Annotated in this window: 11 protein-coding genes; 4 read left to right on the top strand and 7 right to left on the bottom strand. The window is 64.7% G+C overall.

Annotation, left to right across the window (positions count from 1 at the left end; translation table 11 throughout):
- Positions 1 to 60: 60 nt before the first annotated feature.
- Positions 61 to 969, bottom strand: coding sequence for a DUF4142 domain-containing protein (locus ACFPN5_RS07545; RefSeq protein ID WP_379781718.1), 909 nt, complete (start codon positions 967 to 969; stop codon positions 61 to 63).
- 313 nt (positions 970 to 1,282) lie between these two features.
- Here ACFPN5_RS07545 and ACFPN5_RS07540 point away from each other — a divergent pair, with 313 nt between their 5' ends.
- Entirely contained in the window at positions 1,283 to 1,561 is a 279-nt protein-coding gene (locus ACFPN5_RS07540; RefSeq protein WP_379781716.1) for a hypothetical protein, read from the top strand.
- 30 nt (positions 1,562 to 1,591) lie between these two features.
- Here ACFPN5_RS07540 and ACFPN5_RS07535 read toward each other — a convergent pair whose 3' ends face one another.
- Positions 1,592 to 4,045, bottom strand: coding sequence for a sensor domain-containing protein (locus ACFPN5_RS07535; protein ID WP_379781714.1), 2,454 nt, complete (start codon positions 4,043 to 4,045; stop codon positions 1,592 to 1,594).
- A 263-nt stretch (positions 4,046 to 4,308) separates the two neighbouring features.
- Here ACFPN5_RS07535 and ACFPN5_RS07530 point away from each other — a divergent pair, with 263 nt between their 5' ends.
- From ACFPN5_RS07530 to ACFPN5_RS07520, 3 genes are all read left to right on the top strand, one after another.
- On the top strand, positions 4,309 to 4,704 hold the full coding sequence (locus ACFPN5_RS07530; RefSeq protein WP_379781712.1) for a hypothetical protein: 396 nt from the start codon (positions 4,309 to 4,311) through the stop codon (positions 4,702 to 4,704).
- A 223-nt stretch (positions 4,705 to 4,927) separates the two neighbouring features.
- The gene (locus ACFPN5_RS07525; RefSeq protein WP_379781710.1) at positions 4,928 to 6,931 is read left to right on the top strand and encodes a hybrid sensor histidine kinase/response regulator; all 2,004 of its coding nucleotides are present in this window, start codon (positions 4,928 to 4,930) and stop codon (positions 6,929 to 6,931) included.
- Positions 6,932 to 7,317: 386 nt separating this feature from the next.
- The gene (locus tag ACFPN5_RS07520; protein WP_379781708.1) at positions 7,318 to 8,817 is read left to right on the top strand and encodes a PKD domain-containing protein; all 1,500 of its coding nucleotides are present in this window, start codon (positions 7,318 to 7,320) and stop codon (positions 8,815 to 8,817) included.
- A 65-nt stretch (positions 8,818 to 8,882) separates the two neighbouring features.
- Here the strand turns inward: ACFPN5_RS07520 and ACFPN5_RS07515 are convergent, their stop codons facing one another.
- The 5 genes from ACFPN5_RS07515 to ACFPN5_RS07495 all read right to left on the bottom strand — a co-directional run bounded on the left by ACFPN5_RS07515 (position 8,883) and on the right by ACFPN5_RS07495 (position 15,906).
- Positions 8,883 to 9,656, bottom strand: a complete 774-nt coding sequence (locus ACFPN5_RS07515; RefSeq protein WP_379781706.1) for an enoyl-CoA hydratase — start codon at positions 9,654 to 9,656, stop codon at positions 8,883 to 8,885.
- Between the two features lie 145 nt (positions 9,657 to 9,801).
- Positions 9,802 to 10,998 (bottom strand): acetyl-CoA C-acyltransferase, encoded by a 1,197-nt coding sequence (locus ACFPN5_RS07510; RefSeq protein ID WP_379781704.1) that lies wholly within the window; start codon positions 10,996 to 10,998, stop codon positions 9,802 to 9,804.
- Between the two features lie 16 nt (positions 10,999 to 11,014).
- The gene (locus ACFPN5_RS07505; protein ID WP_379781702.1) at positions 11,015 to 13,411 is read right to left on the bottom strand and encodes a 3-hydroxyacyl-CoA dehydrogenase/enoyl-CoA hydratase family protein; all 2,397 of its coding nucleotides are present in this window, start codon (positions 13,409 to 13,411) and stop codon (positions 11,015 to 11,017) included.
- An 18-nt stretch (positions 13,412 to 13,429) separates the two neighbouring features.
- On the bottom strand, positions 13,430 to 15,220 hold the full coding sequence (locus ACFPN5_RS07500; protein ID WP_379781700.1) for an acyl-CoA dehydrogenase C-terminal domain-containing protein: 1,791 nt from the start codon (positions 15,218 to 15,220) through the stop codon (positions 13,430 to 13,432).
- Between the two features lie 83 nt (positions 15,221 to 15,303).
- Positions 15,304 to 15,906 (bottom strand): TetR/AcrR family transcriptional regulator, encoded by a 603-nt coding sequence (locus ACFPN5_RS07495; RefSeq protein WP_379781698.1) that lies wholly within the window; start codon positions 15,904 to 15,906, stop codon positions 15,304 to 15,306.
- Between the last annotated feature and the right edge of the window lie 99 nt (positions 15,907 to 16,005).

Below are 16,005 nucleotides of genomic sequence, written 5' to 3'. Positions count from 1 at the left end.
TCTTGCGCGCCCATCAGGCACCTGGGTGCCTGAGCAATCAAACGATGCTTGTTTGCCCGCTTATTTGCCCGACGTCGTACCGGCCTTGGCGGTCGGCATCTGCTGGGCGGATTTCAGGTGCTGCTCCACCACCGGCATCATCTTGGTCACCAGGGCCTGAACGTCAGGATCCTTGGCGGCCTTCTGGTTCTTTTTCAGCAGGGCGTGCGCTTCCTTGTGCGCTGCCAGGCCGCCGACCTTCATGTATTCGCGGTCGAACTTCTCGCCGCTCAGCTTCGCCAGCCTGTTCGACATGGCCTTGTGCTTGGTATCGAGTTCGGTCGGCAGGGTCACGCCCTTGGACTGGGCCACGCCTTGCACTTCCGCCAGGCCCTTGGTGTGGTCGTCGATCATTTGCTGGGCGTAGGTTTTTACCTCCGGATTCTGGCTCTTGCTTTGGGCCAGCTTGCCCATTTCGATCTCGGCCATGTTCACCATCGCCATGTCCATGATGCCCTTGCTGTCGGCCTTGTTCATTTTCGCGGTGCCGGCGGCGGTCGCGCCCGCCGTGCCGGACTGGCCCGAGGTTTGGCTCGACATGCCGGTGGCGCCGGTGCCGGTGCTGCCGCTCATGCCGGCGCTGCCGGCCGTGCTGCCGCTCTGGTCGCTATGGCCGGCGTGACCGCTGTGGCCGGCAGTACCCGACGTGGCGCCCGTGGCCGTGCTGCCCGATCCGGTCGTGGTCTGACCGGCGGTGCTGGAGCCGACCTGGCCGCTGCGGTCCTCCATGCCCTGGCTGTTGGTGTTGCCGGCGGTGCCGTCACGGGCGGTCTTGCCGGTCATGTTGGCCGTGCCCTGGTCGGTCTGCTTTTGCAGCTCGGCCGCGCTCTGGTTCGAGGTGGCGGTTTGTGCCTGGACGCTGAAGGCGCTGAACATGGCGGCTGCTACCGATACGGCGAGCAGTCCCTTCAAAGCTTTGTTTTTTTGCATGATGCTCTCCTGGGGTTGGGGAAGGAGCCGGCATCACGTCTCCGATGCACCGCTCCCTTTCAAATTGACATCGGCATGTCTGCGCAGCGACCCGGCTGCGCAATCTAGAGCCAACCCGGAGTCTATCGCCGCGTTCAGGAACCTAGCGCGCGGTAGCCATTTGGAAATATTGATCAGAATCGGCAGGACGTCCTTCGAGGTGAATTGGCCTGGCGCCCTTGCGTGGAACGCTGCACTGGCGTGCGCCTGCGCGGGTCGAATCGGCGTAGCTTGGATGTGCGGGTGGGGCAACCGCTTCGGCAGGAGAGCCATCATGATCGAATCGCAACCGGGCACCGCGTTTCGCGGCCTGCCCCTGAGCGTTCAGCAGGAACGCGAAATCACCCATTTCATCGAGGCGCACCAGCGCGCCGGCCAAGAGTGGGACACCCCGGAGCTGGCCGCGCTCATCCGCGACATGCTCGAACCGCCCGAGCTTGGCGACGAATCGCGACTCGACCTCGACGACAGCACGGCAACGGAACGGTTCACCGCAGTCCATGAGGAGTCGACCGACGACGGCCACGAACGCGACTTGGGCGGCGCGCCCTGAGCCGGACCGGCCCGCGCATTCAGGCCAGCTTCAGCACTCTTCGGAGGAAATGGTAGCCAGCCCGGCGTGCCCGCCTGCGCCGCAGGCCTCGTTTGCCAGCAGCGAGCGCAGCTCGCCCAGCGGCATCGGCCGGGCAAAATAATAGCCCTGGGCTTCATCGCAGGCGGCCGAGCGCAGGAACTCGACGACATCGAGCGTCTCGACGCCTTCGGCCACCACCGACATTTTCAGCGCATGCGCCATGTCGACAAACGCTTTCACGAAGTCGAAGGCGCTGATGCGCTCGTCGTGCTGCAGCACGAACGAACGGTCGAGCTTGAGCACGTCGATCGGGAAGCTGCGCAGGTAGGCCAGCCCTGAATAGCCGGTGCCGAAATCGTCGACCGCCAGTTTTACCCCAAGCTCGTGCAGTTCGCGCAGCATGTGCGCGGTGCGCTCGATGTCGTCGATCAGGGCGCTCTCGGTCAGCTCGAGCTCGAGGCAAGCCGGCGGCAGGCCGGTGTCGAGCAGCACTTGCCTTACCTCGTCAACAAAGGTCTGATGCGCCAGCTGGCGCGCCGAGACATTCACCGACACGCAGATCGTGCGCCCCAGTTCATCGATCAGGCGGCGCGTCTGGACGCAGGCTTCCTCCAGCACCCAGCGCCCGATCTGGACGATCAGGCCGGTTTCTTCGGCAATCGGGATGAACTGTTGCGGCGACACGCGGCCGCGCTCCGGGTGGTTCCAGCGGATCAGCGCCTCCATGCCGAGCACCGACATGTCGCGCAAGTCGATGCGCGGCTGGTAGTGCAGCTCGAATTCGCCGCGCGCCAGCGCCGGACGCAGAGAGGTTTCGAGCGTCATCCGTTCGCGCGTGGCGACCGCCATTTCCGGCTCAAAAAAGCGCGCCCGGTTGCGCCCCGCCGCCTTGGCCCGGTACATGGCGGTGTCGGCCGCCTGGAACAACTGCTCCTTGGTGGGAGCGTCGAACGGGAACTGGCTGATGCCGATCGAGGCGCCGATGATCACGTCCTGGCCGGCGATGGTGATCGGCGCGGTCAGGACGTCGAGCAGCTTTTCGGCGATGCGTGCGGCGGCGGTGCGCCCCGCCGGGCAATGGGCGGCGATCACGAATTCGTCGCCGCCGAGACGGGCGATGACGTCGGTCGGGCGGATCACCCGGCGCAGGCGCGCCGCGACCTCGCACAGCAGGACGTCGCCGAACTCGTGGCCAAACGAATCGTTGACTTCCTTGAAGCGGTCGAGGTCGAGGAACATGGCCACCACCGAGACGGTGGGCGGGCAGGTGTCGAGCAGGTGCTGCACGCGCTCGCCCAGCAGCGCACGGTTCGGCAGGCCGGTGAGCGTATCGTGCGTGGCCAGTTCCTGCAGCCGGTTCTGCGCCTCCTCGCGCTCGGTCACGTCGCGGATGATGGCCTGGAAAAATTCGTTGCCGCCGTCCTCGAAACGCGAGATGTGGACGTCGGCCGGAAAGGTCGTACCGTCGCGGCGCCGCTTTTCGATACGCACTAGCTGGGTCTGTCCGCCGCTCAGCGCCGCCGCGAGGTCTTCCCCATAGGTGTAGCCGCAGTCGATGTCGCGCACGCTCAAGCCCAGGAATTCTTCCTCGGTATAGCCGAAGTTGCTGCAGGCGCGGCCGTTGGCGGCGATGATGCGCAGCTCGTGGTCGGCAATGACGATGCTGTCCGCCGCCTGCTGGAACAGGTTGCGAAAGCGCTGCTCGCTCTTCTTCAGCGCCTGCTCAGCCTGGTACTTGAAGGTGATGTCGTGGAAATACACGGACAAGCCATCCTCGCTCGGATAAGCGCGCACTTCGACCCAGACGCCGGACGGCTCCCAGAACGATTCAAAGGAACAGGGGACGCCGCTTTCCATGGCTTTGACGTAATAGCCGAGCGAGTCGGAATGGCGCAGGTCGGGCGCCACCTCGAGCAGGTTGCGGCCGATGTTGGCGCCCACGTCCACGTTCACGAAGGCACCCGCCTTGCGGTTGGCGTAGGTGATGCGCCACTCGCGGTCGACCGCGAAAAAGGCGTCGCCGATGCTCTCGAGCATGACTTGCAGCTGTTGCTGCGACTTGTGCAGTTGCTCGCGCGCCAGGTGCTGCGCGGTGATGTCGCGTGCCGTTGCGTAGGTCACCTGGCTGAGGGCGCACCAGCGCACCGAGACCGACATGATGATCTCGCTGCCATCCTTGCGTATCCAGCGGTGCTCGAGGCCGCGCCGGGTCGATACGCCGGAGCGCAGCTCGGTGCGCAAGGCCTGGAATTTTTCACGATCCTCGACGCTCAGCAGCTCGCTGTAGTTGCGCCCGACCAGCTCCTCGGGAAGATAGCCCAGGATCTCGGTCACCGCGCTGTTGAGGCGAAGGAAATAACCTTCGGCGTCGGTCAGGGCGATCAGGTCGAGCGAGTTTTCGATCAGGGCGGTATTTTCTTCAGCAAGCCTTGCGAGGCGTGCTGCGTTGGTCAAGTCGTTCAATGGATGCTCGTTTCTGCGTCGCCGGCGGATGGGGGAGCTTTGTCAGGATGGGGGCAGCAAGCCGGGCAAACTGCCCGCAAGCGGCGTGACAAAGTGATCATCTAATGAAATATATTTTCCGAAAGGAAATTTTAGACTCTTTTGACCGGCGATGACACACTCGCCGCAGCGTTCCGGAACAATTCGCTGCCAAGTGTGTTGGCAACGATACAGGTGGCGACGTAGACTTGCCATCTATATAGCGTTACCGAGAGAGACAGCACGTGCAAACCGATAGACGAAGCGTCGAGCGACCCAGAATCGTTCTTCCCGTCATTACGCGGGAGAGCGTACGCGAACTGGTCGAAAACGAAGCGGCACACCTGCGCAGCGCCGTGGCGGCCGGGCGCAACCATTACCAGGTGCGGCTCGACCAGCATGACCAGATCGTGGCCTTCATGGCGACCCTCAACCCGGTCGACCTGGAACGCTTCTCCGCCTTTTACGAGACCGAAGCGGCGTCCGTCCGCGCCGCCGCCGCGCAGCGCGACAGCTGGCGCCCGGCATCCGGCCCATTGGCGGTGCCGGGCGGGCAAGCAGGCGAGATGCGCATCGGCCCCTGGGCCGTCGCGGCAGCTGGTGCGGTCGCGGCAATGGCGGCGGTCATCCTGAAGCGCTGACCTGGCGCCCGGGCGGCAATGCAAACGTGCCCGGGACCGCTAACGCACCTCCCGCGCCCTGCTTTTGACCAAGCTCAAGAACCAGTCTTGATCTGTTGCAGCGATACGCCACTCACAAGTTGCGCCAAGGAAATTTACTGCAGACGCGGCTGCGCCCGTGTAGACTCGACTTTTCAGCTTTCTTCCCGCTACACCGTGCTTCCGGTGAGCCAATAAACTTGCCATGCCTCTTGGACATTACGAACCAACGCTAGTCGTGGTGTCGATCCTGGTTGCGATCTACGCTTCCTACACTGCGCTGAGCCTGGCCGAACGCGTGCGCCATTCAACCGGGAGCGCGACTTACTGGTGGATGGGCGGCGGCGCCTTTGCCATGGGCTCCGGCATCTGGGCCATGCACTTCATCGGCATGCAGGCCTTCCGCCTGCCCTTCCCGGTCGGCTACGACGTCGCCATGACCTTCGTGTCCTGGCTGCTGCCGGTGCTGGCCTCGCTGCTTGCCATGTCGCTGATCAGCCGCCCGGCGCCCACCGCTTCCCATTTCGCCATCAGCTCGGTGCTGATGGGCATGGGCATCAACGCGATGCATTACACCGGCATGGCGGCGATGCGGATGCGCCCCGGCATCGAATACGATCCGCTGCTGTTCGCCGCCTCGGTGGCGATCGCGATCAGCGCCTCGGCCGGCGCCCTGTGGATTGCCTTCCACCTGCGCGACCGTCACCTGCGCGGCCGGCTCGCGCAGCTTGCCGCCGCTGTGGTCATGGGCGGCGCCATCGTCGGCATGCACTACACCGGCATGGAAGCGGCGCATTTCCAGCCCGGCAGTGTCTGCCTCGTCGCCGATGCCGGCATCAGCCAGGACTTGCTGGCCGCGATGGTCACCGTGACCGCCCTGTTGCTGCTGACCATCGCCACCCTCGTCGCGGTCTACGATTCGCGCCTGGAAGACCGCTCTCGCATCCTGGCCGCTTCGCTGGCCACCTCGGCCGAACACGAGACCCTCTACCTGCACGAGCAAAAAGCGCGCGTCGAAGCCGAGCGCCTGTCCGAAATGAAGGACGAATTCCTGTCGACGCTGTCGCACGAGCTGCGCACGCCGCTCAACGCCATGCTCGGCTGGGCGCAGCTGCTGATGGATGGCGGCAAGGACGAGAAAATGCTCAAGCGCGGCCTGCAGACGATCGAGCGCAACGCGCGCGCGCAGTCGCAACTGATCGAAGACATGCTCGACATGAGCCGCCTGATCGCCGGCAAGATCCGCATCGAGGTCGACCGCACCTGGCCCTCGGACTTCATCTCCGCCGCAGTGGAGACGGTGCGCCCGGCCGCGATCGCCAAGGGCGTGCGCCTGGAAACCCGGATCGAAAGCCATGCCGGCCCGCTCGCCGCCGACGCCGGCCGCCTGCAGCAGGTGATGACCAACCTGTTGTCGAACGCCATCAAGTTCACGCCGAGCGGGGGCCTAGTGCGGATCAGCTCGAAGCGCCTGGGTGACGCCATCGTGATCGAGGTGGCCGACACCGGCATCGGCATCCGGCCCGAATTCCTGCCCTTCGTATTCGACCGCTTCCGCCAGGCCGACGCCTCGTCCACCCGCCACCACGGCGGCCTCGGGCTGGGCCTGTCGATCGCCCAGCAACTGGTCGAACTGCAGGGCGGCCAGTTGACGGCCGCCAGCGCCGGCGAGAACAGGGGCGCCACCTTCACCCTCAGCATGCCGCTCATCGGTACGGAAACCGAGGCGACGCCGGCGCCGGATTGCCTGGTCAAGGCGCATGACCTCGACGCCGTGCGCGCCAGCAGCGGCGCCTTGGCCGGGCTGACGATCCTGGTGGTGGATGACGAGCGCGATTCGCTCGACATCGTCCATTACGTGCTGGCCGACATGGCCGCGACCATCGTCACCGCATCGACCGCCTACGAAGCCCTGCAGAAAATCGACCAGCTCAAGCCGGACTTGATGATCAGCGACATCGGCATGCCGGAAATGGACGGCCTGGAACTGATGCGCCGCGTGCGCGCCTCAGGCAATGCCCAGGTAGCGGGCGTGCGTGCCCTCGCCCTGACCGCCTTCTCGCGCCGCGAAGACCGGCTGCGCTCGCTGGAGGCGGGTTTCGACGAATACCTCGCCAAACCCGTCGCGCCGGCCGAGCTGGTGCGCGCGGTGCTGACGATGTGCGACAGCCTGCTCGACAAATCGGCCGGGGCGGCAAGGCGCGTGTAAAGGCCTGTATCGTCGCCAGATTGTCACGCGCCGGTCAAACGCCCGTCACATTTGGGAGCGAAGATACGCCTGTTCGCAAGAACCAGGCAGCCCCCGCTGCCCTACCGGCGTCGGCGGTCGGGAAACATACCGGCACCATATTCTTCGCGGCCGCATTGGCCGCCTCATTGGCCATCCCATTGGCCATCCCATTGGCCACCTCATTGCCCCTCATTAGCGCAGACCTTCCCGCCTTTTCGGCGCCTTCCCGGCGCTGCCAGCCGAACTCTTGAGCTGGCCCAGTACTCATTCGGCCATGGTACTTATGCTGGCGGGAGTGCCCTCGTTTACCACCTATTTCTGTGTGGCATTTTGATGGAGCACACGAACTAGCCCAGGAGGAACACATGCAAATGAGAACTGCAGGAGGCGTGCAGCACAGGAACAGTTGGGTGCGCTGGTGGCCAGGCGCGCTCGTGGCACTCGCCGCATCCGCTACAGCCGCGCTGGCCTCGCCCGCTCCGGCGCCCGCCAGCACCACTTATCGCGTCGTCCAGCTGTCCACGCTCTGGGCCTACGAGCCGCGCATCAATGCGAAAGGCCAGGTCGCGTTCAACGAATACGACCCGACGCGGTCGCCGACCGTGAGCTGGGGCTCGGAGCGCGCCAAATTTTACGACGGCAATGTGGTGCACGATCTCGGGACGCTCGGCGGCCCCGTCGCCACGATCGCGGCGCTGAACGACGCCGGGCAAGTCGCCGGCACTTCGTCGATCAGTTCGATAGGCAACGAGGCGCATGCTTTCCTCTGGAGCAGGGAAACGGGGATGATCAGGCTGGCCCCGCCAGGAGCGGCAAGTTCCGGCGCCTCCGACATCAACCGCCGCGGATGGGTGACCGGCAGCGTCCGTTTCCCGAACGGGTGGGGACAAGCGTTTCGCTGGACGCCGCGAGGCGGCATGGTCGTGCGGGGTGCGCTCGACAACGGCGCCTACGGCGCCGCGCTGAACGACGCCGGCACCGTTGTCGGGGAATCGGCAGGCCGCAATAGCGAGCCGCGCCTTGCCGTCGCCTGGCCAGGGACGACCCCGCTGGCGCTGGAGACCTTTGGCACCTCGTACTCGGCTGCGTCGGACATCAATAACGCCGGCCAGGTCGTCGGCCACGGCGTGTCTCCCCATTCGGGTGAAATTGCCCTCCTGTGGGCGCCGCACAAGGGCGTGCTCGACCTTGGCCTGCCGCGCGCGAACTCGTCGCTCGCCCGGAAAATCAACGAGAAGGGGCTCGTGATCGGATCGACCCGCGCCTACGGCGGCGCCAACAAGGGTTTTATCTGGAGCCGCGAGAACGGGCCGCTCATCCTCGGGCCGGCCGACGCCAGCGTGGAAACGAGCACGCGTGACCTGAACAACCTGGACCAGGTGGTCGGCAGCTTCAGCGGCCGGGCCTTTGTCTGGACGCGCGCGGACGGCGTCGTCGACCTGAATACCCGCATTTCCGGCGCCCCGCCGGAGCTGGTGCTGGAGGAAGCGAGCGCGATCTCGGACAACGGCACGATCGTCGCGAAGGGCAACACGGGCCTGGTGCTGCTGGTGCCGGGTAGCGCCTCCCAGCAGCCTCCGGTTGCCGGCCCCGTCCAGATGACGGGCACGCCGCGCGCCAACACCCTGCTGTCGTTCTCCGCCAGCTTCCGCGATGTGGACCCGGGCGACCGCCACAAGGCCGTCTGGTCATGGGGTGACGGCAGCCAGACCGTCGGCACCGTCAGCGGATCACGCAACGTTGGCAGCGTCAGCGGGCAGCATGCCTACGCCAGGGCCGGCAGCTACCTGGTCAGGCTCACCGTGACCGACAGCAGCGGCAAGTGCACGACGGTGGCGTATCTGGTGGATGTGCCGGGCATGTAGGCAGCCGGCGCCGGCCAGGGCTTCAGGCCGTGTTTGCAGGCAAGGCCCAGCCTTGCCTGCTACGTTCAATCGAACTTCGAAAAGTCCGGCTTGCGCTTCTGGAAGAAGGCGGTAAACGCTTCCTTCGCCTCGGCGCCGGTCAGCATCGCGCTGAACTGCTTGTTTTCGACGGCGATCGTCTCGGCGACCAATGCCGCGCGCGGGCGCCTCATCAGCGCCTTGGTGGCGCGGATCGAGGCGGCCGGCAGCGCCACCAGCTTGGCGGCCTGCGCCTGGGCGAACGGCAGCAGTTCGGCGCTTGGGACCACGCGGGCGACGATGCCCATCTCGAACGCTTCCTGGGCCAGGAAGGCTTCGCCCAGCATCAGCTTTTCGGCGGCGCGGGTGTAGCCGGCGGTTTGCGCGACCAGCAGGGACGACGCGAATTCCGGGCACAGGCCGAGCTGGGTGAAGGGCATCGAGAATTTCGCATTGTCTGCGGCATATACCAGGTCGCAGTGCATCAGCATCGTGGTGCCGATGCCGACCGCCGCGCCGGCAACGGCCGCCACGACCGGCTTGGTGCAGCCCTCAAGTGCGCGCATGAACTGGAACACTGGGCGGTCCTCAAGCATGGCGCCTTCGCCCGTGTTGTTCAGGAAGTCGTCGAGGTCGTTACCGGCGGTGAAGATTTCCGGCTTGCCGGTGATCAGGACGGCGCGCACTTGCGGGTCCTGCTCGGCGTCGAGCAATGCGTCGGCCATGGTGGTGTACATGGCGCCGGTGATGGCGTTCTTGCGCTCGAGGCGGTTGAATTCGATGGTGAGGATGCCGTCGGTTTTATTCGTCAGGATGGTCATTGTTTCTGTCTCCGGGTGTTTTAGCCGCACGAAAGACCGCGTGGGCACAAGTGCCCACCCTACGATTCGGTAGGGTGGGCATTCATGCCCACGCGGACTCATGGGCCGCATCAACGCGCACGTCGACACGGCCTGATTCGAAAAATCAAACGCGCTCGATGATACCGGCCGCGCCCATGCCGGCGCCGACGCACATCGTCACCATGCCGTACTTCAGGTTGTTGCGGCGCAGTGCGTGCACGACGGTCGCGGCGCGGATGGCGCCGGTGGCGCCCAGCGGGTGGCCGAGGGCAATCGCGCCGCCCATCGGGTTCACCTTGGCCGTGTCCAGGCCCAGGTCGCGGATCACGGCCAGGGCCTGCGCGGCGAAGGCTTCGTTCAGCTCGATCCAGTCCAGCTGGTCCTGGGTGATGCCGGCGGCGGCCAGCGCCGCAGGAATCGCGACCTTCGGGCCGATGCCCATGATTTCCGGCGGCACGCCGCGCACGGCGAACGAGGAGAATTTCGCCAGCGGGGTCAGGTTGTGCTCGCGCAGGATCTTTTCGCTCACCACGATCAGCGCACCGGCGCCGTCCGACATCTGCGACGAGGTTGCAGCGGTCACGGTGCCCTTGGCGGCAAAGACCGGCTTCAGTTTCGCCATGCCTTCCATGCTGGCGTCGGAGCGCGGGCCTTCGTCGGCGTCCACGGTGCGGCGCTTGACGTCGATTTCACCAGTGGCCAGGTTCGGCGTGCGGGTGATGATTTCGACCGGGGTGATCTCGTCCTTGAAGTAGCCTGCCTGCTGGGCGGCGATGGCCCGGCGGTGCGATTCCAGGCCGAATGCGTCCTGGTCTTCGCGCGACACTTTCCACTGCTGCGCGACCTTCTCGGCCGTCAGGCCCATGCCGTAGGCCAGGCCCACGTTCTCGTCCCTGAACGTCTCCATATTAATGGAGGGGTGGTGGCCCATCATCGGCACCATCGACATCGACTCGATGCCGCCGGCGAGCATCACGTCGGCTTCGCCGACGCGGATGCGGTCGGCCGCCATGGCCAGGGCCGTGATGCCCGAGGCGCAGTAGCGGTTGACGGTCACGCCGCCGACCGTGTTCGGCAGGCCGGCCAGGATGACCGAGTTGCGGGCAATATTGAAACCCTGCTCGGCTTCCGGGAACGAGCAGCCGACGATGGCGTCGACGATCAGCGCCGGGTCGAGGTTCGGCACGGCGGCCATGGCGCCGCGGATGGCGGCCACCAGCAGGTCGTCCGGGCGGGTCGTCTTGAACATGCCGCGCGGCGCCTTGCCGATAGGGGTGCGGGTCGCTGCGACGATGTATGCGTCTTGAAGTTGTTTGCTCATGTCAGTCGTCCTGTAATTAGTTCCGCACCGGCTTGCCGGTCTGCATCATGCCCATGATCCGCTCTTGCGTCTTCGGGTTGTTCAGCAGTTCGAGGAAGGCTTTCCGTTCCATGTCGAGCAGCCACTGCTCGGACACCACGCTGCCCTGGTCGACGTCGCCGCCGGTCACGATCTCGGCGATCATGTCGCCCAGCTTGTAGTCGTGGGCCGAGATGAAGCCGCCGTCACGCATGTTGACCAGCTGGCCGCGGATCGTCGCCCAGCCGTAGCGACCGGTCACGGTGACCGGGCGCTTCGCTGGAGCGCGGTAGCCGGCGTCGAACATGGCGCGCGCGGTGACCTTCGCCACGTGCAGCAGCTCGTAGGTGTTGAAGACGATGATGTCGTCTTCCTTCAGGTAGCCCATCGCTTTCGCTTCCAGCGCCGACTTCGACACCTGGGCCGTGGCCGCGTTGGTGAAACCGGTCTTCAGGAATTGCAGGATGTCGTTGCCCTTGGCTTCCGTGAAAGCGCGCACTGCCGCTTCCTTCAGGCCGCCGCCGGCCGGCACCAGGCCGACGCCCACTTCGACCAGGCCGATATAGGACTCGATCGAGGCCACGCGCTTGGACGCGTGCAGCGCCATCTCGCAGCCGCCGCCCAGCGCCAGGCCGGCAACGGCAGCCACCACTGGCACATTCGAGTACTTCATCTGCATGAAGACGTCCTGCAGCTGGCGGACCATCGGGTCCATTGCTTTCGCGCCGCCGGCCATGAAGGCAGGCAGGGCCGATTGCAGGTCGGCACCGGCCGAGAACGCGCCGCCTTCGGTGGCGTCGGTGTTCCAGATGACCAGGCCCTTGAAGTTGGCTTCCGCTTCCGCCATGGCGCGCTGCAGGCCCTTGACGACGCCTTCGCCGATCACGTGCATCTTGGTCTTCAGCGAGATGATCAGGACCTCGTCGCCGGTATGCCACAGGCGCACCGAGTCGTCCTCGAACACGGTGGTGCCGGCGGTTTTTGCGTCGGTGACGCCTGCGCCCAGCACCGGTGCGCGGAAGGCCTGGCGCTCGTAGACGGCCAGGTTCGAACGCGGCACGTAGCTGTTCGAGGCGGCCGAATACGAACCCTCGGCGGTGTGCACGCCCTTCTCGGCGACCTGGCCTTCGAACACCCAGGCTGGCAGCGGTGCATCCGTCAGCGCCTTGCCGGCGTCGATGTCTTCCTTCACCCATTCGGCGATCTGCTTCCAGCCTGCGGCCTGCCAGGTCTCGAACGGGCCAACGCTCCAGCCGAAGCCCCAGCGCATGGCGAAGTCGATATCGCGCGCGTTGTCGGCGATGGTGTCGAGGTGGATCGCGATGTAGTGGAAGGCGTCGCGGAAGATCGCCCACAGGAACTGCGCCTGCGGGTTGGTCGAGTCGCGCATGGCCTTGAACTTCTTGACCGGGTCCTTTTCCTTCAGGATGCGCGCGATGATGTCGGCCGCTTTCCCGCCGCCGGCGACGTATTCGCCGGTCGCAAAGTCGAGGCGCTGGATGTCCTTGCCGACCTTCTTGTAGAAACCGCCGCCGGTCTTCTGGCCCAGGGCGCCCTTCTCGATCAGCCTGGCCAGCACTTCAGGCGTCTTGTACAGGCTGAAGAACGGGTCGTCCTGAAGGGTGTCCTGCATGGTCTTGATGACGTGGCCCATGGTGTCCAGGCCCACGACGTCGGCGGTGCGGAAGGTACCCGACTTGGCGCGGCCCAGTTTGGCGCCGGTCAGGTCGTCGACCACGTCCACCGACAGGCCGAATTTTTCGGCTTCGTGGATCGTGGCCAGCATGCCGAAGATGCCGACGCGGTTGGCGATGAAGTTCGGCGTGTCTTTCGCGCGCACGACGCCCTTGCCCAGGACCGAGGTCAGGAAGGTCTCGAGCTGGTCCAGGATTTCAGGACGGGTATCAACCGTCGGGATCAGTTCGACCAGGTGCATGTAGCGCGGCGGGTTGAAGAAGTGCACGCCGCAGAAGCGCGCCTTCAGTTCCTCGTCAAAACCTTCGGCCAGCTTGTTGATCGACAGGCCCGAGGTGTTGGACGCGAAGATCGCATTGGCGCCAATGTGCGGTGCGACCTTTTTATACAGGTCGTGTTTCCAGTCCATGCGCTCGGCGATCGCTTCGATGATCAGGTCGCAACCCGCCAGCACGTCGAGGTTGTCTTCGTAGTTGGCCACTTCGATCAGCGAGGCGTCATCCTTGTTGCCCAGCGGGGCCGGCGACAGTTTTTTCAGGTTCTCGATGGCGCGCAGGACGATCCCGTTCTTTGGGCCTTCCTTCGCAGGCAGGTCGAACAGCACGACAGGCACCCTGGCGTTGATGCAGTGCGCAGCGATCTGCGCGCCCATCACGCCCGCGCCCAGCACGGCGACTTTCTTGACGGTGAAATTGGTCATGGTTTTATCCCTTCGTTCTTAGAACAGGTCGGCGTCGAGCGCCAGCAGGTTGTTCGCGCCCGAGCGTGCCTGGCGGATCAGCATCGCGGTTTCCGGGTACAGGCGGGCAAAGTAGAAGCGTGCGGTGGCCAGCTTCGCTTCGTAGAAACGGTCGCCCGAGTCTTTCTTTTCCAGCGCGATCTTCGCCATCTGCGCGAAGAAATAGCTGAACACCATGTGGCCCACGACGCGCAGGTAAGGCACGGCAGCCGCGCCCACTTCGTCCTGGTTGGTGAAGGCCTTCATGCCGATTTCCATGGTCAGCTTGCCGACCTTTTCGCCCAGCTCGCCCAGCGGCGTCACGAATTCGGACATCGACTCGTCCAGGCCGTTCTCTTCCACGAAGGCCTTGATCTTCTCGCCAAAGGCGCGCAGCTTGGCGCCGTTGTCCATCAGGATCTTGCGGCCCAGCAGGTCGAGCGACTGGATAGTGTTGGTGCCTTCGTAGATCATGTTGATGCGTGCGTCGCGCACGTACTGCTCCATGCCCCACTCGCTGATGTAGCCGTGGCCGCCGTAGACCTGCATCGCTTCCGAGGTCGCGATCCAGCCGTTGTCGGTGATAAAGGCTTTCACGATGGGCGTGAGCAGCGCGACTTCGCCGGCGGCTTCCTTGCGCACTTCTTCGTCAGGGTGGTTCAGTTCGCGGTCGATCTGCAGCGCGACATACGAGCAGACAGCGCGCCCGCCTTCAGCGTAGGCCTTGGCCGTCAACAGCATCCGGCGCACGTCCGGGTGCACGATGATCGGGTCGGCCGGCTTGTCCGGGGCCTTCGGGCCCGACAGGCTGCGCATCTGGATCCGGTCTTTCGCGTACACCAGGGCGTTCTGGTACGCCACTTCGGTCAGGCCCAGCGACTGCATGCCCACGCCCAGGCGGGCCGCGTTCATGAACACGAACATCGCGTTCAGGCCTTTATGGGGCTGGCCGATCAGGGTGCCGACGGCGCCGTCCAGGTTCATCTGGCAGGTGGCGTTGCCGTGGATGCCCATCTTTTCTTCGATGGCGCCGCAGAAGATCGGGTTGCGCTCACCGAGCGAGCCATCGGCGTTCGGCAGGAATTTTGGCACCAGGAACAGCGAGATGCCTTTCGAGCCTTCCGGTGCGTCCGGCAGGCGCGCCAGCACCAGGTGGATGATGTTTTCGGCGACATCGTGCTCGCCGGCCGAGATGAAGATCTTCGAGCCGGTGATTTTATAGGTGCCGTCGCCCCGCGGCTCGGCCTTCGAGCGCAGTAGACCCAGGTCGGTGCCGCAGTGCGCTTCGGTCAGGCACATGGTGCCGGTCCATTCGCCCGAGACCAGCTTCGGCAGGTAGAACTGCTTCTGCTCGTCGGTGCCGTGTTCTTTCAGGCACTCGTAGGCGCCGTGCGACAGGCCCGGGTACATCGTCCAGGCCTGGTTGGCCGAGTTGAGCATTTCGTAGAACGAATTGTTCAGCGAGACAGGCAGACCCTGGCCGCCGTATTCAGGATCGCAGGCCAGGGCTCCCCAGCCGGCTTCGACGTACTGTTTATAGGCTTCCTTGAAGCCCTTCGGGGTCGTCACCGTCTTGGTGGCGGCATCGTAATGGCAGCCTTCGCGGTCACCGGAGTGATTCAGCGGGAACAGCACTTCCTGCGTGAATTTCGCGCCCTCTTCCAGCACCTGGTTGATGATGTCGGCGTCGATCTCCTGGTACGCCGGCAAGTTCTTGAACTCTTCGGTGACGTTGAGGAATTCGTGCAGCACAAACTGCATATCCCGAATTGGCGCGACGTACTGACCCATGGTTTTCTCCTGACGAAGGTAAGATATTTAGAACTTGGTTTTGATACTGATGGAGCGGGCGAATCCGGCTGCGGATGTGCCCACTACCTGCTTTGAACGGGATTACGGTAATTCTCGATCAGCCGCGCGAAGCCGCGGTTGGCGCGTTCGACCGCGCCGGGAATCCGCAGGAAACGTGCGTCGTGGTGCAAGGCCAGGATCAGCCCGTAGCATTCGTACACCAGCTGCTCGGGATCGGTGCCGGCCTTCAGGTCATTGCAATCGATTGCCTGCTGCACGCAACGCAGCAAGGCGCCCTGCCAGGCTAGCACCATCGCGACCAGCGATTCGCGGATAGGGCCCGGCCGGTCATCGTACTCCACCGCGCCGCTGATATAAATACAGCCCGACGCGATTTCGACCGATACCCGCTTGAGCCAGCGCGCAAACATCGATTCCAGGCGCGGCAAGCCGCGTGGCTCTTTCACGCTGGGGAAAAAGACTTCCTGCTCGAAACGGTGGTGGTAGAGCTTCAGCACTTCCATCTGCAGGTCTTCGCGCGAACCGAAGTGCGCGAACACGCCCGACTTGCTCATGCTCATGCGATCCGCCAGCAGGCCGATGGTCAGGCCTTCGAGGCCATTACGGCTGGCCAACTCGAGCGCGACGTCGAGAATCGCGGCCCGCGTCTGCTCGCCCTTGCGCATGAATTTGGCTGAAGTGTTGATGGCAGTCCCTCGCGTGAATCGAAAAATCCGAACGCTCGTACTATTATCTATCGGCCGTCGAATGTCAAACAGGAACTT

The organism is Massilia niabensis, assembly GCF_042655085.1.
GTDB classification, from domain to species: domain Bacteria; phylum Pseudomonadota; class Gammaproteobacteria; order Burkholderiales; family Burkholderiaceae_D; genus Telluria; species Telluria niabensis.
The sequence above is the reverse complement of the archived record's forward strand: the minus strand, read 5'-3'. Positions and strand labels throughout refer to the sequence as shown.